At 31.1% G+C, this 21,444-nt stretch carries 24 protein-coding genes; 8 read left to right on the top strand and 16 right to left on the bottom strand.

All coding sequences use genetic code 11. The features are described from left to right. Nucleotides 1-173: 173 nt before the first annotated feature. Nucleotides 174-407: a hypothetical protein gene (locus tag Q0820_RS16140; RefSeq protein ID WP_298489278.1), complete on the top strand. Its 234-nt coding sequence runs from the start codon at nucleotides 174-176 to the stop codon at nucleotides 405-407. Nucleotides 408-495: 88 nt separating this feature from the next. On the opposite strand, the gene greA is transcribed toward Q0820_RS16140, so the two are convergent. Further along, on the bottom strand, nucleotides 496-972 hold the full coding sequence (gene greA / locus Q0820_RS16145) for a transcription elongation factor GreA (RefSeq protein ID WP_298489203.1): 477 nt from the start codon (nucleotides 970-972) through the stop codon (nucleotides 496-498). Nucleotides 973-1,103: 131 nt separating this feature from the next. Between greA and Q0820_RS16150 the strand changes: the two genes are divergently transcribed. Next, a complete protein-coding gene (locus Q0820_RS16150; protein WP_298489205.1) occupies nucleotides 1,104-1,538 on the top strand; it encodes a hypothetical protein in 435 nt (144 codons plus the stop codon). A 2-nt stretch (nucleotides 1,539-1,540) separates the two neighbouring features. On the opposite strand, the gene Q0820_RS16155 is transcribed toward Q0820_RS16150, so the two are convergent. From Q0820_RS16155 to Q0820_RS16190, 8 genes are all read right to left on the bottom strand, one after another. Beyond that, complete coding sequence (locus Q0820_RS16155) at nucleotides 1,541-2,515, bottom strand: Gfo/Idh/MocA family oxidoreductase (protein WP_298489207.1); 975 nt, start codon at nucleotides 2,513-2,515, stop codon at nucleotides 1,541-1,543. A 93-nt stretch (nucleotides 2,516-2,608) separates the two neighbouring features. Beyond that, nucleotides 2,609-4,822 (bottom strand): TonB-dependent receptor, encoded by a 2,214-nt coding sequence (locus Q0820_RS16160; protein WP_298489209.1) that lies wholly within the window; start codon nucleotides 4,820-4,822, stop codon nucleotides 2,609-2,611. Nucleotides 4,823-5,224: 402 nt separating this feature from the next. After that, entirely contained in the window at nucleotides 5,225-5,401 is a 177-nt protein-coding gene (locus Q0820_RS16165) for a hypothetical protein (protein ID WP_298489211.1), read from the bottom strand. 255 nt (nucleotides 5,402-5,656) lie between these two features. Then, complete coding sequence (locus Q0820_RS16170) at nucleotides 5,657-7,195, bottom strand: DUF4301 family protein (RefSeq protein ID WP_298489213.1); 1,539 nt, start codon at nucleotides 7,193-7,195, stop codon at nucleotides 5,657-5,659. Continuing rightward, nucleotides 7,192-7,755, bottom strand: a complete 564-nt coding sequence (locus Q0820_RS16175; RefSeq protein ID WP_298489215.1) for an ATP-binding protein — start codon at nucleotides 7,753-7,755, stop codon at nucleotides 7,192-7,194. Before Q0820_RS16175 ends, Q0820_RS16170 begins: the two co-directional genes overlap by 4 nt. Continuing rightward, complete coding sequence (pnuC, locus tag Q0820_RS16180) at nucleotides 7,716-8,348, bottom strand: nicotinamide riboside transporter PnuC (protein WP_298489216.1); 633 nt, start codon at nucleotides 8,346-8,348, stop codon at nucleotides 7,716-7,718. The genes Q0820_RS16175 and pnuC overlap by 40 nt, the downstream gene beginning before the upstream one ends. Continuing rightward, the gene (locus Q0820_RS16185) at nucleotides 8,332-8,592 is read right to left on the bottom strand and encodes a hypothetical protein (protein ID WP_298489218.1); all 261 of its coding nucleotides are present in this window, start codon (nucleotides 8,590-8,592) and stop codon (nucleotides 8,332-8,334) included. The genes pnuC and Q0820_RS16185 overlap by 17 nt, the downstream gene beginning before the upstream one ends. A gap of 18 nt (nucleotides 8,593-8,610) precedes the next feature. Further along, nucleotides 8,611-9,243, bottom strand: coding sequence for a 4'-phosphopantetheinyl transferase superfamily protein (locus Q0820_RS16190; protein ID WP_298489220.1), 633 nt, complete (start codon nucleotides 9,241-9,243; stop codon nucleotides 8,611-8,613). Between the two features lie 85 nt (nucleotides 9,244-9,328). Here Q0820_RS16190 and ahcY point away from each other — a divergent pair, with 85 nt between their 5' ends. Next, nucleotides 9,329-10,645, top strand: coding sequence for an adenosylhomocysteinase (ahcY, locus tag Q0820_RS16195; protein ID WP_298489222.1), 1,317 nt, complete (start codon nucleotides 9,329-9,331; stop codon nucleotides 10,643-10,645). Nucleotides 10,646-10,790: 145 nt separating this feature from the next. Here ahcY and rpmA read toward each other — a convergent pair whose 3' ends face one another. From rpmA to Q0820_RS16210, 3 genes are all read right to left on the bottom strand, one after another. Further along, nucleotides 10,791-11,051, bottom strand: coding sequence for a 50S ribosomal protein L27 (gene rpmA / locus Q0820_RS16200; RefSeq protein ID WP_121064831.1), 261 nt, complete (start codon nucleotides 11,049-11,051; stop codon nucleotides 10,791-10,793). A gap of 27 nt (nucleotides 11,052-11,078) precedes the next feature. Beyond that, on the bottom strand, nucleotides 11,079-11,741 hold the full coding sequence (gene rplU / locus Q0820_RS16205) for a 50S ribosomal protein L21 (protein WP_298489224.1): 663 nt from the start codon (nucleotides 11,739-11,741) through the stop codon (nucleotides 11,079-11,081). 110 nt (nucleotides 11,742-11,851) lie between these two features. Then, nucleotides 11,852-12,742 (bottom strand): EamA family transporter, encoded by an 891-nt coding sequence (locus Q0820_RS16210; RefSeq protein WP_298489225.1) that lies wholly within the window; start codon nucleotides 12,740-12,742, stop codon nucleotides 11,852-11,854. 166 nt (nucleotides 12,743-12,908) lie between these two features. Between Q0820_RS16210 and Q0820_RS16215 the strand changes: the two genes are divergently transcribed. The 4 genes from Q0820_RS16215 to Q0820_RS16230 all read left to right on the top strand — a co-directional run bounded on the left by Q0820_RS16215 (nucleotide 12,909) and on the right by Q0820_RS16230 (nucleotide 17,500). Continuing rightward, entirely contained in the window at nucleotides 12,909-13,235 is a 327-nt protein-coding gene (locus tag Q0820_RS16215) for a hypothetical protein (RefSeq protein ID WP_298489227.1), read from the top strand. A gap of 88 nt (nucleotides 13,236-13,323) precedes the next feature. Further along, the gene (locus Q0820_RS16220) at nucleotides 13,324-15,660 is read left to right on the top strand and encodes a TonB-dependent receptor (protein ID WP_298489228.1); all 2,337 of its coding nucleotides are present in this window, start codon (nucleotides 13,324-13,326) and stop codon (nucleotides 15,658-15,660) included. A gap of 50 nt (nucleotides 15,661-15,710) precedes the next feature. Then, on the top strand, nucleotides 15,711-16,964 hold the full coding sequence (locus Q0820_RS16225; RefSeq protein WP_298489229.1) for a PepSY domain-containing protein: 1,254 nt from the start codon (nucleotides 15,711-15,713) through the stop codon (nucleotides 16,962-16,964). A gap of 113 nt (nucleotides 16,965-17,077) precedes the next feature. Continuing rightward, nucleotides 17,078-17,500 carry a hypothetical protein gene (locus Q0820_RS16230; protein WP_298489231.1) on the top strand — a complete coding sequence of 141 codons (423 nt, stop codon included), beginning with the start codon at nucleotides 17,078-17,080 and terminating at the stop codon, nucleotides 17,498-17,500. A gap of 5 nt (nucleotides 17,501-17,505) precedes the next feature. On the opposite strand, the gene gldD is transcribed toward Q0820_RS16230, so the two are convergent. From gldD to mutY, 4 genes are read right to left on the bottom strand one after another with little or no spacing between them, the layout of a single operon-like run. Beyond that, the gene (gldD, locus tag Q0820_RS16235) at nucleotides 17,506-18,066 is read right to left on the bottom strand and encodes a gliding motility lipoprotein GldD (RefSeq protein WP_298489233.1); all 561 of its coding nucleotides are present in this window, start codon (nucleotides 18,064-18,066) and stop codon (nucleotides 17,506-17,508) included. Beyond that, nucleotides 18,056-19,384 (bottom strand): gliding motility-associated protein GldE, encoded by a 1,329-nt coding sequence (gene gldE, locus Q0820_RS16240; protein WP_298489235.1) that lies wholly within the window; start codon nucleotides 19,382-19,384, stop codon nucleotides 18,056-18,058. Before gldE ends, gldD begins: the two co-directional genes overlap by 11 nt. Before the next feature lie 17 nt (nucleotides 19,385-19,401). Further along, entirely contained in the window at nucleotides 19,402-19,860 is a 459-nt protein-coding gene (gene ssb / locus Q0820_RS16245) for a single-stranded DNA-binding protein (RefSeq protein ID WP_121064815.1), read from the bottom strand. 25 nt (nucleotides 19,861-19,885) lie between these two features. Further along, nucleotides 19,886-20,917: an A/G-specific adenine glycosylase gene (mutY, locus tag Q0820_RS16250; protein WP_298489237.1), complete on the bottom strand. Its 1,032-nt coding sequence runs from the start codon at nucleotides 20,915-20,917 to the stop codon at nucleotides 19,886-19,888. Between the two features lie 126 nt (nucleotides 20,918-21,043). Here mutY and Q0820_RS16255 point away from each other — a divergent pair, with 126 nt between their 5' ends. Next, complete coding sequence (locus Q0820_RS16255; RefSeq protein ID WP_013306152.1) at nucleotides 21,044-21,334, top strand: HU family DNA-binding protein; 291 nt, start codon at nucleotides 21,044-21,046, stop codon at nucleotides 21,332-21,334. Nucleotides 21,335-21,444: the final 110 nt, after the last annotated feature.

The raw sequence follows: 21,444 nt of genomic DNA on the forward strand, positions 1-21,444 counted from the left end.
TTGTTGATTTTTAGGTTTTTCAAAGGTACAAAAGTAGTCTTAGAGAGATGTAATTTGAGGTAAAAATAAATAGTAGAAAGAAAATTCTTTAAAATTTGTTTACAATTAATTTACATTATAGAAACATTTTAGTAACTTTGTGATTCACATATTCATTAACCTAAAAAGAGAAAATGTCGAAAAAAAGTAAAAAAAAGGCTAGTAAAAAAGTTGATAAAAAGAAACTTAAGAAAAAATTAGCTAAAAAAATTGCTGCTAAAAAAGCAAAGAAAGCTGCAAAGAAAAAGAAAGCTAAAAAAGCCTTAAAAAAGAAACTTGCTAAGAAAGTTGCCGCTAAAAAGGTAGCAAAGAAAAAAGCGAAGAAAGCAAAATTAAAAGTGGTTAAAAAAATTAGAAAAGCTAGTTAATTTTATCCCTTTTTTGTAATTATAAAAATTACATTAAAAACAAAAACCCGGAAATATCCGGGTTTTTTTATATCTAGAATTAAGTATTTTAAGCTCTAGTAATTTCTAAAATATCAAATTTTAAGGTACCATTAGGAACTGTAATTTCTGCAACATCTCCTACTTCTTTTCCTAATAATCCTTTTCCTATAGGAGAGTTAACTGATATTTTACCAGTTTTTAGATCGGCTTCACTTTCTGCTACAAGAGTGTACTTCATCTCCATACCATTGGTTTGGTTCTTTAATTTTACGGTAGATAAAACTAAAACCTTAGAAGTATCAAGCTGAGATTCATCAATTAACCTTGCATTTGCTACAATCGCTTCCATTTTAGAAATTTTCATTTCTAATAACCCTTGTGCCTCTTTTGCAGCATCATATTCTGCATTTTCAGATAAATCTCCTTTATCTCTTGCTTCTGCAATTGCTTGCGATGCTTTTGGCCTTTCTATATCTCTTAATTGGTTTAACTCTTCTTTTAAGTTTTTTAACCCTTCTGCTGTATAATAGGATACGTTGCTCATTACTCTAAATTTAATAAATCAGAAAATCCTCTACTTATACCACATTATAAGGGTTTTTTAGTGAGGATTTAACGCAAATATACATATTTTTTGTTCATTTTTGTAAAACATATCTTAAGCTTATCTTAATTATGAAATATATCTTTTCCTTTTTTATACTTAGTATTTTATTTTCTTGTAGCTCTGATAGAGGTAATAGAAACCCATATTTACAAGATATAGGATTTCGTTTTGATATTAACTTAAACTTACCAAAGTACAGTCCTTTAACTAATGTGAGCAATGCTGTTTTTGTAGATGCAAATGGTGTTGGTACTAAAGGAGCTTTTGTAATTAATACAGGTAGTACCTATAGAGCTTTTGAAGCTAGTTGTCCTAACCATGCTCCAAGTGAATGTTCTACTATGACCTTAAATAATTTAGTAGTTACATGCCCTTGCGACGACTATGAATATCATTTACTTACAGGACAACTCTTAAACACTCCTAAGGATGGGAATCGTTATTATAACCTTTTAGAATATAGAGCTACAAGGAGTGGCAATATTGTAACTATATCTAACTAAATTTATATATTTCCTAAAATTTTATCCATAACCCAACTACAATGTAAGCCAGAATTCCCTAAAGATGGATGCTCTTTATTTTCTAATAGATGTTTTTGAATGTTCTTTACATGAAATTCTTGCACATGTTTAGGGTTTTCAATAAATAATTTTTCTGTCTCTTGCGCTGTAATTAATTCTATTTCTTCTTCTTTAAATACTGAAAAAACTATTTTCCCTTTACTTCCTATAACTTCAACTTTGTCTTCTCTAGAAAAACTTCCAAAATTCCAGCTTCCTTCTCCCGTAACTCCACTTTCATGAACCCAAGAAGCTGTTATAGCGTCCTTTGCTGAATATAATTTTTGCTGGTTTGTTGCTATTCCTTTTACTTCTTTAAAATCTCCTAATAAAAAAGAAAAAAGGTCTAATCCATGACTTGCCAAATCATCAAAATAACCTCCTGGAGCAATGATAGCGTCTGTACGCCAATTATAAACTCCACTTATATCTATGTCTGACGGGGTTTTGCTTAAATACCAGCGAATATGACGAATATCCCCAATTTGGTTACTATCTATCCATTCTTTTACTTTTAAAAAACGTGGTAATGAACGCCTGTAATAGGCAATAAATAATGGAATGTTCTTTTCTTTAAATGCTTCATAAATTTCCAAACTATCCGCATAGCTAGGTGCCATTGGTTTTTCTATACAGCAAGCTTTACCAGCAGCAGCAACTTTTAAACCATAAAACTTATGCGTATCTGGGGGTGTTGCTATATAAATAGCATCTACTTCCTTATCTAAAATTAAATCTTCTGCATTGTTGTAAAATTTAGCAACATTATGCCTTTTGGCATAGTCTTTAGCCTTTTTGGCATCTCTTCGCATTACTGCAACAAGCTCAAAACCATCAGTATTTTGGTATGGCGGGCCACTTTTTACTTCGGTCACTGCACCGCAACCAATAATTCCCCATCTAATTTTATTTTTCATACTAGATTTATATAAATGCTCCCTAACAAAAATAGAAAAAGGGAGTTTCTCTTTTAAAAAAATCTCCCTTTTAAATAAATAAACACTTAATGTTTAAAAGTTAATGGTTGCTCCTAATAAAAAATTAGTTCCTGCTTGAGGGTAATAACCAGCACCCTCTATTGTTGTTGTTACCCCTGGGTTAGACCAGGTATCGTCAAACGTAAAAAAATATCCATTTGAAATATATTTTTCATTAAATATATTATTTACCAATCCAGATAAAACAATACTCTTTATAAATGAATTTGTATTAATCTCATATTGTACATTAAAATCAAACTGCGAATAGCTATCTAATTTAGACCCTTCTGCATCTATATTTCCCATATATTGCTCCCCAACAAATTTACCTAACAAGGCTAATTGTAAATTATCTTTTGGCATATAGGCAAAAGCACCACCTGCAACTACACTTGGAGAAAAAGATATTTCTGTATCACCTAAATTCTGTACCACACCATCTCTTTGAAAGAGAAAATCTTTATTTTTATTCTGACTTAGTGTAATATTTGGTCGTATAGCAAAATGTTCTCCTAAACTAATATTAGCATCTATCTCTAATCCTAACCTATAGCTATCTCCAACGTTTGCTCTTAAAGGTGCACCAACATCATTAAGCTCTCCTGTAAGTACTAACTGATCTTTATACTTCATATAGTATATGTTCGTATTTAATTGCACTTTTGGAGACACATAACGCCAACCCAATTCTAAATCGCCAAGACGTTCTGGTTTTGGGTTTCCATTCTCATAATCATTTCTATTTGGTTCTCTATTTGCAATCGCATAAGAAAGATAAAAGTTATTATTCTTATTTAAATCAAAAGTTACTCCTGCCTTAGGATTAAAAAAAGTAAAGGTATCATCCACAATTCCAGTATCCTCTCCATTTGCTTTATAACCAACAGTACGTAATTGTAAATCTCCGTATACACTCCATTGCTGGTTTAATTTATAATTTGCTTTTGTGTAAATACTAAAATCTGTTTTTATAGAATCGTCATCATAATACAGGTCCCCATAATTAATGTTATTTGCAAATTCTGCCCAAATAACTTCTCCATAATGAGCTCCTTCATATTTATTCCATGCACCACCAATTATTAAATTAATTTTATCATTACTATAATTTGCGGAGAATGTTGTTCCATAAAAATGATTATCTAACCAACGTCTTCTAATAATATCGGTAGTATTTACATCTTCTCCATCAACATTGATAGGGGTTATCCCATAGGTTTCAAAATCTTCACCTACTTTAAATTGCTCAAAATATCCTCTTCCTCTTGTATAATGAAAAGCTAAATTAGAGCTCCAATTCTTGTTTAAATTTTGGTTCCAAAGTAGTTGTGCATGATTTTGCTTGTAATTATCTACTTCATTTTCATAGGTATAATAGTTATATCTACGATCTGAGTTTCTTAAATTTTCTGCTTCTGCGTCTGAAAGTCCATTATTAACAATAAATTCTTCTACTCCAGCAGCATCATTATTAATTCTTGCTAATGGTGTTCCATACCAAGCCTGATAAGTTACTTCATGACCACCAAAAATTAAAGCTTTTAATAAGGTTTTATCACTCTTATAGGTTCCTTGTAAAAAATAAGAGTCTAAATCTGACGATGCTCTATCTATATAACCGTCCGAAGTAATTCTAGATAAACGCCCTGCAATTTCTACATGATCATTTAATAATCCAGTGCTAAATTTTACCGAATTTTTTAACGTATTAAAACTACCTATAGAAGATGCTATTTGTGCAAAAGCTTCTTCAGAAAAACCATCGGTAAGGACATTTAAACTTGCTCCAAATGCTCCTGCTCCATTTGTTGATGTACCAACACCACGTTGCAATTGTAAGCTTTGTGTAGAAGATGAAAAATCTGGCATATTTACCCAAAAAGTACCTTGAGATTCTGGGTCATTATATGGTATACCGTTAATAGTTACATTAACTCTTGTTGCATCACTACCACGCACTCTAATACTAGTATAACCAATACCTGCTCCTGCATCTGATGTTGTTACTACAGATGGTAAAAAGTTCATTAAAATAGGAATGTCTTGTCCTAAATTTCTAGGTGCAATCTCATCTTTAGTTAAATTAGAAAAGGTTACTGGAGATTCTTTTGTTACTCTTATTGCAGATACAAAAACCTCGTCTAAGACTACTTTATTTCCTTCTAAGGAATCTATTGGTTGCTCTTGTGCAAAAATACTCCCGGTTAAGATAAAAACTGTAATTGTTATGAAAATAGATTTCATTCGTACTACTTTAGCTACGAATAAAAGGGGCAATTATTCTAATTGTTATTTTGATTTTTTGGCCTATTATTTGCCTTCTGGAAAAAATTCAACGTATCCCTTAACAGCATTACCCGCCCAGGTTCATTGGGTATAATCTCAGCCTACTTTTGTAAGCACCCCTTTGAGATGCAGCAAATGTAATACTGCTTTTCATTTTATCATAATAAAAAGTTAAAAAAAGCTTAAAACAAAAAAGGAGCTGCCGAAGCAACCCCTAACAACCAACCAAAAATAAGTATAACTTTTATTTGCAACTAACTCAAAAAACCCTTTACTTATTAAATAACCTTACTTAAGAAGAAATACGACTTTAAAAAAGGGGGAACTTTGCCTAAAAATTAAATTTAATTGATTATATCCTTATAGCTCATGGTTAGTGTTTCTAAAAAGGACTCTTTGTATATCTTCATTGTTCTCTACAACAACTGTTTTTATATTTTTTTCTTTACTCTCTATAGAATGCAATTCTGTACTAGCAAATAACCAAACTAGAATAGTTATTATTCCTAAAATTAAAGATGTCATAATATGCTTCATTTTTTATTTATGTTATATAATAACCTTTAACCTTAATCATTCTCCCAACAAATTGCTGCAATTACGCAAAGAGAAACTATAAAAGTGACACATCCGACTATTGCAAAAACTGTAGAAATCATTTTTTTTTAGTATTTAAAAAAGGTTATTATTATTTGCCTTACATATATTAAGACACAGGTGTTTTTAAAAAGTCACATTTTTAAGCAAAAAAAAAGCTGCGAATGCAGCTTTTTCTTTTTTAAGTAGTAATTTTTATACCTGATGTGATGGTTTTAAAAGGTCATTTACCGTTTTTACAGGATTAAAGGTTTCTAGCGGAACCTCAACAAATATAGTATTCCAGAAGGCCATTGCTCCATTCCACAAGCCAGGTAGTTCTAATGCTTTTAATTCTCTTCCTTCTTTTGTTTTTCCTGTGATAAAACCTTGTTTAATATCTACAAAATTTAATAAATTATATTTTTCACCTTTATAATTTTTAACTCCGCACACTAAATCTACAGGATTAAAGTGTGTTGCATTCTTTACTATTGCTGCTTGGCTTTCTATAGACATATCTATTTGCGCAGATTCTATTATTTGCAAAGATGTTCTTCCAGAAGAATCCTTAACCCAGAATGGCCCTCCTCCAGGTTCCCCTTCATTTTTTACCATTCCGCAAACGCGTATAGGCCTATTTAATTTATCTTTTAGAACACTTATTTTTTCTTGAATAGTATAAGAATTAAAATTCTCTATAAATCTTACGTTTAACCTGTCTTCTAAAAATTTTTTGATTTTTTGTAATTCTTCTTCAGAAGCAGCGCTATCCTCTAAAAATTCTATAAACTTAAATGCTTTTTGTTGTACTTGAAGTAGTACTCCTGCTAATATTTTTTTGCTATTGGCAAGTATTTCTATTTGTTTAGGAACTACAACATTATCAATGTTTTTTATAAAAATTACATCTGCATCTTGTTCATTTAAATTTTCTATTAAAGCTCCGTGCCCTCCAGGTCTAAATAATATAGATCCATCAGAATTTCTAAATGGCTTATTATCCATATCTACTGCAATAGTATCTGTAGCGCTTTTTTGGAAAGAATATGATATGTTATATTCCATACCTGTTTTCTTAACTACTCTATCCTTTATAGCTGCATATTCCTTTAAAAACATTTCTTTATGTTGTTCGGAAATAGTAAAATGTAAATTTGCCTTTGCTCCAGATTTAGCATAAACAGCACTTTCTAATAAATGTTCTTCAAAAGGAGTTGCGGTATACTCTGTATAATCATGAAATGGAAGAAGTCCTTTAGGGAAAAAACCATAGTTTAACCCTTTTTCTGAAAGTAGTTTCTCTACAAACAAGAAAATCACTTCATTCTCATCTGATGTTTTACCAGCAATTAATTCTTTTACTTTATTATAAAATGGAAAAGCTTCAATCTTATTTACAAAAGCCTCCATATTTTTATCATTAGTTCTGGCTAAGTATTCTTTAAAAGTTTCTTGTTTATAATTGTAAGAATCTAAAAAATTAAAAAGAGCTTTAAACATTCTTGATGCAGCTCCAGATGCAGGAACAAATTTTAATATAGAAAGATTTTCTGGAAAAGAATTGTAGTATTTAATTAACATTTTTTCATCATTATCAGAGAATTTATATATTCCTTCTCCAACGATTGCGGCTTTTTCTAAGTTAACAAATGGTATACCTTCCGAAAAAGTTTCTATTTGATTTCTAACTTTTTCTGCAGATATTCCTTTTTTCTCTAATTGAACTTTATCATTATCAGTTAGTTGCATCATTTTTTTAATAATTTATCTATATGATTAATTGCGATTGTAAGGCGTTCTTTTTTATCTCCTTTTAAGGTAATAAAATTCTTGTTATATTTTTCTAGAGTTTCTTTAAAATATAAAAACATTTTCTCTCTCTCATTTGGCTTATCTCTAAGGTCATCTTTTTCCCAAGGAATGTCTATGTATGTTAATAAATATAAATCATAGGAATTTTCAAGAGCATATTTTTCCAAAATAGGGTCACAATAACCCACATAATAAGCTTCGGAATATACTTTTGTTTCTAATAAGTCTGTATCACAAATTAACAAATTTGTAGCATTTTTAGAAAGCGCATTTTCTAACTTCATTTGCCCTTCTGCAATTGGAAGCAAATCTGATGGTTCACAGGTTTTTTTTTCTTTATCCCATTTAGCCTGTAAATACTCTCTTGCATATTCTGCAACCCAAGTGGTATTGTAATACTTAGCCAATTGCTCTGATAATGTTGTTTTCCCTGTTGATTCTGGTCCAAACAAAACTACTTTTACAATATTTGTGGGCTCTTGCTTATACTTTTCTTCCATGCTTTATATCCATAAACAGCAATTATAGTAAATAATAAATATTGTATTGCTGTAAAAACTAATCCTTTATATAAATATAATGGGACTGAAATAACATCTCCAACAATCCAAAAAATCCAATTGGCTAGTTTTTTCTTTGCCATTAACCACATTCCCACAAAAAATATTGCTGTAGTAAAACTATCTACATATGCCGTCCAACTATCAAATTTATTAAATACAAAATATACTAAACATACAAATAGGATAGTACTAATAAACATAATTATACTGTACTTCTTATCTATGTTTGTCATTTTAGTAATAGGCGTATACCTATCCTTATCTACTTTTCTTGTCCAAAAGTACCAGCCATAAATACTCATTATAAAATAGAAAGCATTTATTAACATATCTCCTAAAAGTCCAAAAACTAGTAAGATATATACAAAAATAGCCGTGCTTATTATACCCGTTGGAAAAACTAAAATATTTTCTTTTTTAGAATACCATACACTTAAAAACCCAAAAAATACACCCACAAACTCTAATACTATTAAATGGGTTGCAGTGCCTTGATATTGAGCAAAAATCCAATCAAAAATGAGGCTCATATTCGCTACGGTCTGTTTTTACTATTTTCATAAACAATAAACCTTTGTCCATCATTTCAAAAGCTTCTTTTATATCTAAAAAAAGAACTTTCATTACTTTATCATAATCTCCATAGACCTGGGTACTTAATGGATTTTCTAACACCGTTAAACCTGAGCTTCTTATTTTTTTAATAAAATTAATTATATGCTTTTCAAAATCGTCCTGTAAAGGAGAAAAAGTTAATTCAATAGATACATTCATAATAATAGTTAAAGTAAATTATTCTCTTATAGCGTAAACACATGTAAAATTTTCAAACTCTAAGAAGTTTATTTTATAATATGTATGCTGCCTATTATAAATAATTTCGCCTGTAGTTTTTCCATCTATCATATCAAAATCATTCACAATAATATCTTTTAAGAAACTAAGCCCTTCTTGCTCGTAAATTTTATACAAAGATTCTTTACAACCCCACACTATAGTAAGTTTTCTAATTAATGCAGCTGTATTTGCAATAGTTCTATATTCCTTTATTGGCGTAAATTTATAGGCTATTCTTAATATTTTCTCGCGTTGTCTTTCTATGTCTATACCAACATGATCTGTAGCACTAATTATAATTCCTGTGAAATGATTTGAATGTGTTATCGAAATTTTTTTGCCATCTTTTAAATGGGGTTTCCCAATTTGATCATAATACATATCGGCATCTTTATAACCAGCTAAAGCCATTAAATGCCGTATACTTAAAAAACCTTTTCTATGCAATTCAGATTTCATTCTTTTAAGTCTATCTAAACTATGCTTAGTTAAACTAATATTTTTAGAAAGTTTCTCTTCCGTTTCTTCAATTTTCCAAATGTAAATTGCGGTAGATGTATTTACCTCTAATGTCTTATAAAGTGGCATTCTTTTATTTAAGTTATTTGTACCTTTGTATTTGGTAAAAGGCTATTATTAGCCTTAATAACGAAAGTAAAAAATAAAAAACAATATGAGCACCAAAACTACTTCTTATGTGCCTTATAAGGTAAAAGATATTTCCCTAGCTGATTGGGGTAGAAAAGAAATTAATCTTGCAGAAGCAGAAATGCCTGGTTTAATGGCTCTCCGTGAAGAATATAAAGATAAGCAACCTTTAAAAGGAGCAAGAATTGCTGGTTGTTTACATATGACTATACAAACTGCTGTACTTATAGAAACTTTGGTTGCCTTAGGTGCAGATGTTACTTGGAGTTCTTGTAACATATTTTCTACACAAGACCAAGCAGCAGCAGCAATTGCAGCAGCTGGAATTCCTGTATATGCATGGAAAGGCATGACAGAGGAAGAGTTTGAATGGTGTATAGAACAAACGTTATTTTTTGGTGAAGAGAAAAAACCTCTAAACCTTATTTTAGATGATGGTGGCGATTTAACGAATATGGTTTTAGACCAATTTCCAGAACTAGCAGCTGGCATTAACGGTTTAAGTGAAGAAACTACTACTGGTGTTCACCGTTTATATGAAAGAATGAAAAATGGCACATTACCAATGCCTGCTATTAATATTAATGACTCCGTTACTAAATCTAAATTCGATAATAAATATGGTTGTCGTGAAAGTGCTGTTGATGCTATAAGAAGAGCTACAGATTTAATGCTTGCTGGTAAGCGCGTAGTTGTTTGTGGCTATGGTGATGTTGGTAAGGGTTCTGCTGCTTCCTTTAAAGGTGCTGGTGCAATTGTTACAGTAACAGAAATTGACCCAATTTGTGCTTTGCAAGCAGCAATGGATGGTTTTGAAGTAAAACGTTTAGAAACTGTTGTTGGTAATGCAGATATTATTATAACTACAACAGGAAATAAAGACATAGTTCAAGGGAAGCATTTTGAAGCTATGAAAGACAAAACTGTTGTTTGTAATATTGGTCATTTTGATAATGAAATTGACATGGCTTGGTTAAATAAAAACCATGGTGCTAGCAAAGTAGAAATTAAACCACAAGTAGATAAATACACCATTGATGGAAAAGATATTATTTTACTTGCCGAAGGACGTTTAGTAAACCTTGGCTGTGCTACTGGACACCCAAGTTTTGTAATGAGTAACTCTTTTACCAACCAAACTTTAGCACAACTAGAGCTTTGGACTAATAGAGATGCTTATGAGAATAAAGTATATATGCTTCCTAAGCATTTAGATGAAAAAGTAGCAAAACTTCATTTAGCAAAAATTGGTGTAGAACTTACAGAATTAAGAGAAGACCAAGCAGAATATATTGGTGTAACTGTAAAAGGACCTTTTAAACCTGAATATTACAGGTACTAAAAAGCTATTCTTCTTAATAAGCATAACAAAAGCCCTTATTAAAATTTAATAAGGGCTTTTTATATACCTATTGAGTAAACTTCAGGTATAAAAAAACCCTCTCAATAAAATTGAGAGGGTTTTTTACTTTATTATTATAGGTTTATTAAGCCTCAAAAGGCTCAATGGAAACATAAGATTTTCCTCCTACTTTTTTCTGGAACTTAACAATACCATCTACACGTGCGTGTAATGTATGGTCTTTACCTAAGTATACATTTTCACCTGGATTATGTACTGTTCCTCTTTGTCTTACGATAATGTTTCCGGCAATTGCTGCTTGCCCGCCAAAAATCTTAACACCTAAACGTTTCGATTCTGACTCTCTACCGTTTTTAGAACTACCTACACCTTTTTTATGTGCCATTTTGTTACGGTTTTATATTGTTACTACTTATGCTGGTTTCCCACCATCTAATTCGTCTTGCCATTTTTTTAACTCGTCCCATTTGCCTTCAGCTGCTAATTTAGCTTGAGCTGGCCAAGTATCTGTTACGTGATTTCCACGAACATCTGAAATAACTTCAGAAATTTTCTCTGCTTTTGTTTTTGCTAAATCAGCAAAAGTTGCAATTCCTGCAGCGGTTAAAGTTTCAGCGATTTTTGGACCAATACCTTCAATCTTCTTTAAATCATCTGCTTTAGCACTTGCTGCCTTCTTTGGAGCTGCTTTTTTAGCCGCTACTTTAGGAGCTGCTTCTTTTTTAGGAGCGGCCTCTTTCTTTGGAGCTGCTTTTTTAGCACCAGAAGACACTATGCTCTCAATTACGATTTCAGTTAAAGACTGGCGGTGACCATTCTTTTTTCTATAACCTTTACGTCTTTTCTTATGAAAAACGATTACTTTATCACCTCTTAGGTGCTTAATGACTTTAGCCTCAACAGCGGCTCCGTCTATAGCTGGGGCGCCAATAGTAACATTCTTACCGTCATCTAAAAGAAGTACATTGTCAAAAGTTACCTTTTTTCCTTCTTCCGTTTGTAAACGGTGAACATACACTTTTTGGTCTTTTGCAACTTTAAATTGCTGCCCTGCCATCTCTACAATTGCGTACATAGCGTGTATTAATTTAATATTAAAACCTATTTATTTTTTAAATAGGCGGGTGCAAATATACTTCTAATTATATAATTCACAAGGTTTTTAGTGCTTTTTTTACGTAAATTTTAATGCTTTTTAGTAGGGTGCTTTTTTTTATTTACTAGCCAAACTCCAAAAAGAATTATTACACCTCCAACTATTTGGTATAAATTTATTGTTTCGCCATCTAAAATACCCCATAAAATTGCAACCAAAGGAATTATATATGTTACAGATGCCGAAAATACAGGGCTAGATATATGAATTAGTTTATTAAAAAGAATATTTGCTACTGCAGTTCCCAAAATAGCTAAAACAAGTATGTAACCCAATGCCTTTTGTATTTCTATACTTTTATAATTTACTTCTAAAATCCCACCATATGCTAACATAATAATCGCAGGTATAATTACTACTCCAAAACTACCAGTAGTAACCTGCAATGGTGTTAAATGCGCTAAGTGCCTCTTAATAATATTTATGTTAAAAGCATACCCCAAAGCAGATAAAAAGATAAAAATAGAATACCAATAATTTTGGTTAGGACTAAATTCCAAACCAACAACTACCAAAGCTATTGTTCCTAAAAGACCAATAAACACCCCTAAAATTTGCCTTTTATTTATAGCTAAACCAAATAACCAAACCCCTACCAAAGTAGTTGCTAACGGAACTATAGAGTTCAAAATAGAGGTTATTCCACTGTCAATTTCTGTTTGCGCAATAGCAAAAAAGAATGGTGGAAAAAAAGAACTTAAAAAACCTGCTATAGAAATCCATTTCCAATCTCTTAAGCTTATATTTTTTAAACTTTTTATTCCAAATACAAATAAAAATAGAGAGGCAAAAATAATTCGTAGACCACCTACTTGCAAAGAACTAAACCCTACTAGACCCTTTTTTATTAAAATAAAGGAAGACCCCCATATAAAGGATAATAGTGCCAGATAAAGCCATTTCTTTTTAAAATTATTCACTCCAAAACATTTCGTACAAATTTGACTCAATTTTTAATATTACGTAATATAAAACCTTATTTTTTTTATCAATAATTGTGTCCTACTTTTACAAAAATTAAATTTCTAACATTTTATATTGAAACTTTATTTTTCCTATTTTCTTGTATTACTTTATTTACTTGCTATGACAAGGCCTGTTCTGCCTTTATTAGAATATATTTCTAATAAAGATTATATAGCAGAGGTTCTTTGCATCAATAAAGAAAAAACAGAACTTAATTGCCAAGGAAAATGCTATTTAATGCAACAATTAAAAGCGCAAGAAAAAAACAAAACACCTAATGTTCCTAAAGTTTCCTTGGAAGAATACCCAATAGGTTTTGTTTATTTAGCAAAACTTGAATTGCCCTACAGAGAAAACTTATCTTCTAAAATTTATATAAAACATACCGAAAATTATCACTTTCTCTTCTACAAGAGCTCATTAAAACCACCTATTTATTTAAGCTAAAATAAATACATTCTAGGTTTTACAATTCTATTTTAAAAATTTGAGTGAGAGCAAAACAGCTGTCACTTAAACTTTAACAATCTCACAAATGAAAAAAATTAGTACATTATTGCTTGTTTTAGCAATAAGCTCATTAACATATGCTCAAAATACATATAAAGGAAAAGTAGTAGGCGAAAATAATGAAGCGTTATATGGAGCAACAATAATCTCCACAACAAAAAAAGGAACATCAACAAATAAAAAAGGAGATTTTTCAATTACATTAAAAGACAACTCCGAGGTTACTGTTAGTTATATTGGATATAAAGATGCTTCTATAATTCTTACTTCTGAATTAAATGTAATACAACTTCAAACATCAGAAGAATCACTAGAAGAAGTTGTAATATCTGCCAGCAGAGAACAACAAAAAAGAAAGGAAGTACCAGCAGCTATTTCGGTTATTAGTGCTCAGAATATAAAAGAAACAAAACCCTTTGGTATTGAGCAAATTGTTAACCAAGTTCCTGGGGTTTTTATGGCTACCTCTAAGGCGTCTAGTAATGAGGTTCACTTTATGTCTGTTCGCTCTCCTATTTCTACAAAATCTTTATTCTTATATGTAGAAGACGGCCTTCCTATTAGGCCAACAGCTGTGTTTAATCACAATGCCTTATTAGAAATGAATAACACTTCTTTTGAAAGGGTTGAAGTTTTAAAAGGGCCCGCATCAAGCATATACGGAAGCGAATCTATTGGTGGTAGTTTTAACTTTTTAACCAAAAATCCTAAACCCGGATTACATGGTAGTATTGGCTTCCAAGCAAATGATATGGGCGTTAAAAAATACGAAGCTGAAATATCTAACCATAACTCCAAAAATTTTGGCTTTTATGTTGGTACACACTATATTTTTAGAGAAAATGGACCAATTGAACATAGCGATTATGAAAAGTTTGCGATTACTTTTAAAACTATTAATGATTTTTCTGAAACTCTAAAATGGACAAATGCCATTACTTTAGTAGATTTCAGGACAGATATGACGGGTTCTTTAAGTGAATCTGATTATCTGGGTGGTAATTATGAAAGTGACCAAACTTTTACAGAAAGGGTTGCTCTTGCTTTTAGATATAGAAGCACTTTGGATAAATATTGGAATGATAACAACAAAACATCATTCAACTTTATATACAGAGACAATAGGATGGACCAAATACCATCTTACAGAGTTCGTCAATTTAGAGATGATAACAGACAATTAACTGGTTTTGCTTCCGGAGAGACAAACTCGGATCAATTTGTTAGTTATGTAGGATTAATACAACATAAAATAGATTTTAATTTTCTTAATTCTTCATTAATTGTTGGTGGTTTTGCAGATTTATCTCCTCAAGACTATGTAGCCGAAAACATAAGTATTACGGTAGACCCTACTACAGGGCAAAACCTTAGCTACTCCAAAAATTCTAACGATTATATTTTAAACTACGAAGCAGATATTTTAAACTACGCTGGTTATTTCCAATATGAAATTTCACCTATTAAAGATTTAAAAATCACTGCTGCTTTACGTTATGACAAATTTACGTATGATTATAATAACCGTATAGACGGGCAAGCTGGAGCTCAGGACACAAAATCGGAATACAATAACATTTCCCCTAAATTAGGCGCAAACTTTAACTTTTCTAACACTGGGGGTATTTATGCAAACTATTCTAATGGTTTTACTCCGCCCCAAACTTCTGATTTATACAGAAACAGCCTTGTAGATATTGGCGGAGAAATTTTTGATTTAAAACCAAGCGATTATAACAACTATGAAGTTGGTGGTTACTTTAAAAATAATACTTGGAAGTTAGATGCAGCTTTGTATATATTAAAAGGAAAAAATACATTAATAACACTTAGAGACCCTAATGATCTTTTCTACAATGCCAATGCAGGAAAAACACGATCCATGGGAATAGAATATGGAATAACATTTAATGCCACAAAAGAAATTACATTAAGCTATAATGGTAGTTATACCAACCATAAATATATTAGCTTTTTTGAAAGGGGAACAGATTATTCTAACACACCTATGGAGACTGCACCAAAACTATTAGGCATGTCTACAATAACCTACAAACCATCATACTTTAAAAATTTTAAAATAGCTGCCGAACATGAATTAGTTGGCAAATACAATACTAGTTTTGAAGGCCAAATTGATAATCAAGATGGAACTTTTAGTACTGCCACCTATGATGGACACAACATCATAAACCTAAAAGCAACGTATGGCTACAAAAAATTTGAAATCTGGGCACATGCCCTAAACATCTTTGATGATTTATACTCTGTTAGAGCTTCTTACAATAGATTTAGAGGTGAGAACAGTTATATAATTGGAAATCCAAGAGCTTTCCACGGAGGAATAAAATACTCCTTTTAATTTATCTATGGGGCGTTAGTTTTAACACCCCATTTTTTAAAATCAAAGAAATGAAAAAAAATGATTTATTAAATAAGTGGCTTTGGAAGTGGCATGTAATTGCGGGATTAATTTCTGCCCCTTTTGTTATAATACTAGCTATTACTGGTTTTATATATTTATTAAAAGCAAATTATGAAATTCCAAGACAAAAGAATATTACACAGGTAGAAGTAAAAGGCTCTCCAATAAATTTTCAGGAACAATTAGAGATTGCAAATAAAAAAGCAATAAAAAAACCAAACGCTATGGTTATTCCACAATACAAAAACCAAGCAACAGAATTTGTGTCTGGTAAATTTGGAGGAAAAACCACACTTTATGTTAACCCATACCAAGGAAATGTTTCGGGTGAAATTGTACCTAAAAACACTTTAATGTATAAAATAAGAAAAATACATGGCGAGTTATTATTAGGTAAATGGGGCACTAAAATTGTAGAACTCATTGCCAGTTGGATGGTTGTTCTTATTATTACTGGTCTTTATGTTTGGTGGCCTTCTAGAGATTGGAGCTTAAAAGGCTTTTTTATTCCTAGAATTAACCAAGGAAAACAAATTCTCTTTAGAGATTTACATGTAATTTTTAGCTTCTGGGTATCTGGTCTTTTACTACTTACTTTAGCTGGTGGTTTTCCATGGACTGATGTTTTTGGTGCTAATTTTAAATGGCTACAAGAAGTAACTAATACCGGATACCCTGCAACATGGCAAGGGCGTAGCTTTAAATCTAGCGTTACTGGAGGAGCTCCGCTTAGCCTTGATGCTATGGTAATTAGAGCAAAAGCACTACAATTAGAAGGCAAAGTATCAATAGAACTTCCTCAAGGTAAAGAAGGAGTCTATAGTGTATCCAATGAATTATTTTCTAATTTAAGCGCACAAAAAAAATTACATTTTGACCAGTATAGCGGAAAACTAATTCACGAAAACACTTGGAAAGATGTTGGTATTCTTATGCGAGGAAGAATGTGGCTTATGGCTTTTCATCAAGGGCAATTTGGCGCTTGGAACTGGTGGCTCATGCTGTTTACTGCTTTCGCATTATTTACAGCCAGCACTTCTGCTGTAGTTTCTTATATAAAAAGGAAAAGAAAAGGCAGTTGGAGTATTCCTAAAGTGCCTAAAAAATTTAATGTTGGTTATGGCATTATTACAGTATTAATCATATTATCTATAGTATTCCCCTTATTTGGTATTAGTCTAATTTTAATTTCTATTGTAGGATTTTTTAGAAAAAGAAAAGTAGCTTTAAGCTTATCATAAAAAATGAATTTTAAAATTTCTATGAATGCTTTACAATTCATAAAGAAAGGAATAAAGCTGTTTTGTATCTTTGAAACAGCTTTATTATGTTATACAAAATAACTATCCTAACCATGAAAAAATATATACTTGTTCTAATTGCAATTGCAACGTACACTCTTACCTCTTGTAAAGAAGAAAAAAAGGCGGCTGCCCAACCAACTCAAATGCAGCAAGTAATGGCCATTCATGATGAGGTTATGCCTAAAATGGGTGAACTAGGAAAACTAGTTAGTACTTTAAAACCTATGATAGATTCTACCGAAACAGGTATGCAATATGAAAAGGCTATGATAGATTTGCAAAATGCCAATAAATCTATGATGGATTGGATGCAAGGTTTTGGTTCTAAATTTGATTCTGACGAAATTCTTAATGGAAAAGAGTTAACTGCCGAAAAACAAAACTTATTAAATGAAGAAGAAGAGAGTGTTAAAGAAGTTGCAAATTTAATACATACTAGTATTGCTAATGCAGAGGCCTTACTTAAAAAATAAGAACTTCAATCTTTCCATTTTAGGCTTTCCATTATTTTTCCTATATCTTCCTTTAAATATGCTGCTGCAGGATAAATAGAATCATAATTTGGTTTTGTATAAAAATATAAAGAACCCGTAATAAAATGTTTTGTACTATCAGTAGCAAAAAACTGAGATTGTGATGCTGCATTACCAACAACCTCAAACAAAACACCATGTACCTTTTTTTCTGGGTTACTAAATACTTGCGGATGAATACCATCTGCCTTTACTGCATGCTCATAACTAAGCCTTTCCGCATCCGTAATTAATTTACTTAAATTGTTATCTACTTTTTTATAGCTAATAAAAATTGCTCCTTTCATCTCAGGATAAGAAATAACAAAAGAATTATCTTTCTTTTTATCTATTAACGCATTATCATTATAAAGAAATTCAAAATTACTAGTCTCTACCTTTTTATTATTACCTAAAACATACTCTAAACGCAATTGCGCTTTAGGTTTAGGCAGAGGTTCTTTTTCTTGACAACTTACCAAACAAATTAGCAATATTAATACACTAAAGCTATATTTAAGAATCATGTGGCAGGGTTACTTTTATTTGTTTTAATCTTTTTTTATCTAAACTTTCTACAACAAATTTATAGTCCTTAAATTTTACTAGCTCTCCTTTTTTAGGAAAATTACCTGCTATTTCTAAAACAAAACCTGCTATAGTTTCCGATTCTCCTTTTTCTTCTTCAAAGAAGTCTTCATCTTCAAGTTTTATAACTCTATAAAAATCTTTTAAGGCCGTTTTGCCATCAAAAACATAATTATACTCATCTAACTTAGAATAAATTAAATCTTCATCATCAAACTCATCACTAATATCCCCTACAATTTCTTCTATTATATCTTCTAATGTAACTATACCAGAAGTTCCCCCATACTCATCTACCACAACTGCTAAATGATTTTTCTTTTCTTGAAACTCCAATAACAAATCGTCTAATTTTTTATTTTCAGGAACAAAAAAAGGATCTCGCATTAAGGATAACCAATTAAAAGTTTTACGGTCTAAATATGGTAATAAGTCTTTTACATATAGCACCCCTAGCACATTATCCATGTTTTCCGAAAAAACAGGAATTCTAGAATACCCATGTGTTTTAATTTCTTCTAAAACTTCTAGAAATTTCATTTTCTCATCTAAAGCAAAAATATCTATCCTTGGGCACATAACTTGTTTAGTATCTGTATTACCAAAAGATACTATTCCTTCTAAAATTTTTTGCTCTTCTTTTGTTGTATCACCGTCTGATGTAAGCTCTAATGCTTGGGATAAATGATCTACACTTAAACTAGATTTTTCTTTGCCAAGTTTATTATATAAAAATACAGTGCCATAACGCATGGGTAAACTTAAAGGAGAAAATAACACATCTAAAACCTTTAAAGGATAAACCATAAATTCCGAGAAGCTTTTTTTATTCCTGTTGGCATAGACCTTTGGCAAAATTTCTCCAAACATTAAAATTAAAAATGTAGCTACAACTACCTCTAATAAAAAACGAACAGAAACAATTCCAAAAATTACCGTAGTAATATTTGCAAATAAATTATCACCAAGAACATTAAATAATAAAACTACTCCTATATTTATAGCATTATTGGCTATTAGTATGGTAGCTAATAATTTTTTTGGTTTACTAAGTAGTTTTACAACCAAATTACCTTTGTTTGTTTTTTCTTCTTCAATGTCCTTTACATCTGTTTGAGAAAGTCCAAAAAAAGCTACTTCTGCTCCAGAAATAAGGGCAGAACAAACTAATAAAAGTATAAGAATAGCTACTTTAATAATAAAAGCACTATCCATTATAACAAAACTTAGTACTAAACTAAGGGGGTCAGGATCCAATTGTTACTATTTAGAGTTTAAAAAGGTAAATCATCGTCTTCTTGGGGAGCAGCAGACTGCGCTGGTTGTTGCGGCGTTGGCTTAGAGGGTTGTGCAGCTTGTTGCTGTGGTTGGCTCTTAGCATTTGCCATACTTTCTTTCTTGGTAGACAAAAAAGTAAAATCTTGTACATGAACTTCCGTAGTATATCTAGTATTGCCATCTTCTCCTTGCCACTGACGGTTTTTTAAACGGCCTTCTACATATACCTTATCTCCTTTACTTAAATACTTTTCGCATATTTCTGCAGCTTTATTACGAACAACAACATTGTGCCAATCTGTATTTGTAACTTTTTCTCCAGTTTGCTTATTCGTATAGGTTTCATTTGTTGCAATAGGAAAACGCCCTATACTGTTTCCACCTTCAAAATAGTGCATTTTTACCTCATCTCCTAAATGCCCAATTAGCATTACTTTATTTAATGTTCCGCTCATAATTTTTATCTAATAATCAAAAGTACTAAAATTTATAGGTTTTAATAAAATCTGCAATTAAAACTGGTACAGGATATTTTTCTAGTTCTTCTATTGTAACCATATTATCTATCTCCTGCGTTGTTTCTAAAATCCAAAATTTTGTATATAAATGTTGGTGAGATAATTTATGCACTACTGCAACATCCTTATAAACATGCAAAGATGCATTTATATTTAATAAGGTAGTTGCTTCCTTTTCTACCTCATTTAAACTAGCTTCTTTTGGCAGCTCTATTAATGGAAATTCCCATAAACCCTGCCAAATTCCTTTTCCTGTTCTTTGGTTAAGTACTGTAAAACTATCTTTAATGATAGGAATAATATAATTAAAGTATCGTTTTTTTATTTTAGTCTTTTTTATTTTAATAGGCAAACCACTTATCAAGTCTTTTTCCAAAGCAACACAACCATCTTTTAAAGGACAAGAAATACAATCCGGGTTTTTAGGAGTACACTGTATAGCTCCAAATTCCATAATTCCTTGATTATAATCTCTAGTATTTTCCTTATCTAACAGTTCTACTGCTAATTTTTTAAAATATTTAATTCCCTCTGTACTATTAATAGGAATATCTATACCAAAATATCTAGAAAGAACTCTATATACATTACCATCTACAACTGCTTCTTGCGCATTAAAACAGATAGATGCAATTGCACTTGCAGTATAATCTCCAATTCCTTTTAATTTAATTAATTCCTTATAGCTCTCCGGAAATTTTCCATCCAAATTAGAAACAATAAATTTAGCTGCTTCATGTAAATTTCTTGCTCTAGAATAATAGCCTAAACCTTGCCAAAGTTTTAAAACTTTCTCTTGCGGCACATTCGCCAAATCCTGTATTGTAGGAAAAGTATCTGTAAATTTTAAATAATACGGCGTTCCTTGTGCTACTTTTGTTTGTTGTAAGATAACTTCAGACAACCAAATTTTATACGGATCTCTTGTGGTACGCCATGGTAAAGTCCTTTTATTTTGGGCATACCAGTGTAAAATTTTATGCGAAAACAACATGTTCAATTAGAGTTAAATATAAAAGTAGTAGTTTAAATACTTAAAATTAGTTCTTTAGGGTGAAAGATTCAATTTAATTTATATATTTGCATCCCGAAAAAACATACAGAAAATCTAAAATTCAAGATGACGAAAGCGGAAATTGTATCGAAAATCTCAGATAAACTGGGAATTGAAAAAGGAGATGTACAGGCAACAGTTGAATCTTTTATGGAAGAAGTAAAGACTTCTTTAGAAAGTGGAGATAATGTTTACTTAAGAGGTTTTGGAAGTTTTATTATTAAAACTAGAGCTGAAAAAACTGGAAGAAATATATCTAAGAACACAACAATAAAAATACCTGCTCATAATATCCCTGCATTTAAACCTGCAAAGGTTTTTGTAGAAGGTGTTAAGAGTAATGTACAAGTTAAATAGAAAAATAACCTAAAAGTAGAATTTTATGCCGAGCGGTAAGAAAAGAAAAAGACATAAGGTAGCTACTCACAAACGCAAAAAGCGTAGGAGAGCTAACAGACACAAGAAAA

This window comes from uncultured Maribacter sp. (assembly GCF_947495965.1).
Taxonomy (GTDB): Bacteria; Bacteroidota; Bacteroidia; order Flavobacteriales; family Flavobacteriaceae; genus Maribacter_B.

Coding starts and splice junctions, on each gene's coding strand:
- pnuC (WP_298489216.1), bottom strand. CDS start 8,348: ATGAGCCTCATTTTTGATTGGATTTTTGCTCAATATCAAGGCACTGCA.
- Q0820_RS16220 (WP_298489228.1), top strand. CDS start 13,324: ATGAAAAAAATTAGTACATTATTGCTTGTTTTAGCAATAAGCTCATTA.
- Q0820_RS16160 (WP_298489209.1), bottom strand. CDS start 4,822: ATGAAATCTATTTTCATAACAATTACAGTTTTTATCTTAACCGGGAGT.
- greA (WP_298489203.1), bottom strand. CDS start 972: ATGAGCAACGTATCCTATTATACAGCAGAAGGGTTAAAAAACTTAAAA.
- gldD (WP_298489233.1), bottom strand. CDS start 18,066: ATGATTCTTAAATATAGCTTTAGTGTATTAATATTGCTAATTTGTTTG.
- Q0820_RS16155 (WP_298489207.1), bottom strand. CDS start 2,515: ATGAAAAATAAAATTAGATGGGGAATTATTGGTTGCGGTGCAGTGACC.
- Q0820_RS16185 (WP_298489218.1), bottom strand. CDS start 8,592: ATGAATGTATCTATTGAATTAACTTTTTCTCCTTTACAGGACGATTTT.
- Q0820_RS16255 (WP_013306152.1), top strand. CDS start 21,044: ATGACGAAAGCGGAAATTGTATCGAAAATCTCAGATAAACTGGGAATT.
- Q0820_RS16175 (WP_298489215.1), bottom strand. CDS start 7,755: ATGGAAGAAAAGTATAAGCAAGAGCCCACAAATATTGTAAAAGTAGTT.
- ssb (WP_121064815.1), bottom strand. CDS start 19,860: ATGAGCGGAACATTAAATAAAGTAATGCTAATTGGGCATTTAGGAGAT.
- mutY (WP_298489237.1), bottom strand. CDS start 20,917: ATGTTGTTTTCGCATAAAATTTTACACTGGTATGCCCAAAATAAAAGG.
- Q0820_RS16230 (WP_298489231.1), top strand. CDS start 17,078: ATGAAAAAATATATACTTGTTCTAATTGCAATTGCAACGTACACTCTT.
- Q0820_RS16150 (WP_298489205.1), top strand. CDS start 1,104: ATGAAATATATCTTTTCCTTTTTTATACTTAGTATTTTATTTTCTTGT.
- Q0820_RS16215 (WP_298489227.1), top strand. CDS start 12,909: ATGACAAGGCCTGTTCTGCCTTTATTAGAATATATTTCTAATAAAGAT.
- rpmA (WP_121064831.1), bottom strand. CDS start 11,051: ATGGCACATAAAAAAGGTGTAGGTAGTTCTAAAAACGGTAGAGAGTCA.
- Q0820_RS16190 (WP_298489220.1), bottom strand. CDS start 9,243: ATGCCACTTTATAAGACATTAGAGGTAAATACATCTACCGCAATTTAC.
- Q0820_RS16170 (WP_298489213.1), bottom strand. CDS start 7,195: ATGATGCAACTAACTGATAATGATAAAGTTCAATTAGAGAAAAAAGGA.
- Q0820_RS16225 (WP_298489229.1), top strand. CDS start 15,711: ATGAAAAAAAATGATTTATTAAATAAGTGGCTTTGGAAGTGGCATGTA.
- rplU (WP_298489224.1), bottom strand. CDS start 11,741: ATGTACGCAATTGTAGAGATGGCAGGGCAGCAATTTAAAGTTGCAAAA.
- Q0820_RS16140 (WP_298489278.1), top strand. CDS start 174: ATGTCGAAAAAAAGTAAAAAAAAGGCTAGTAAAAAAGTTGATAAAAAG.
- ahcY (WP_298489222.1), top strand. CDS start 9,329: ATGAGCACCAAAACTACTTCTTATGTGCCTTATAAGGTAAAAGATATT.
- Q0820_RS16165 (WP_298489211.1), bottom strand. CDS start 5,401: ATGAAGCATATTATGACATCTTTAATTTTAGGAATAATAACTATTCTA.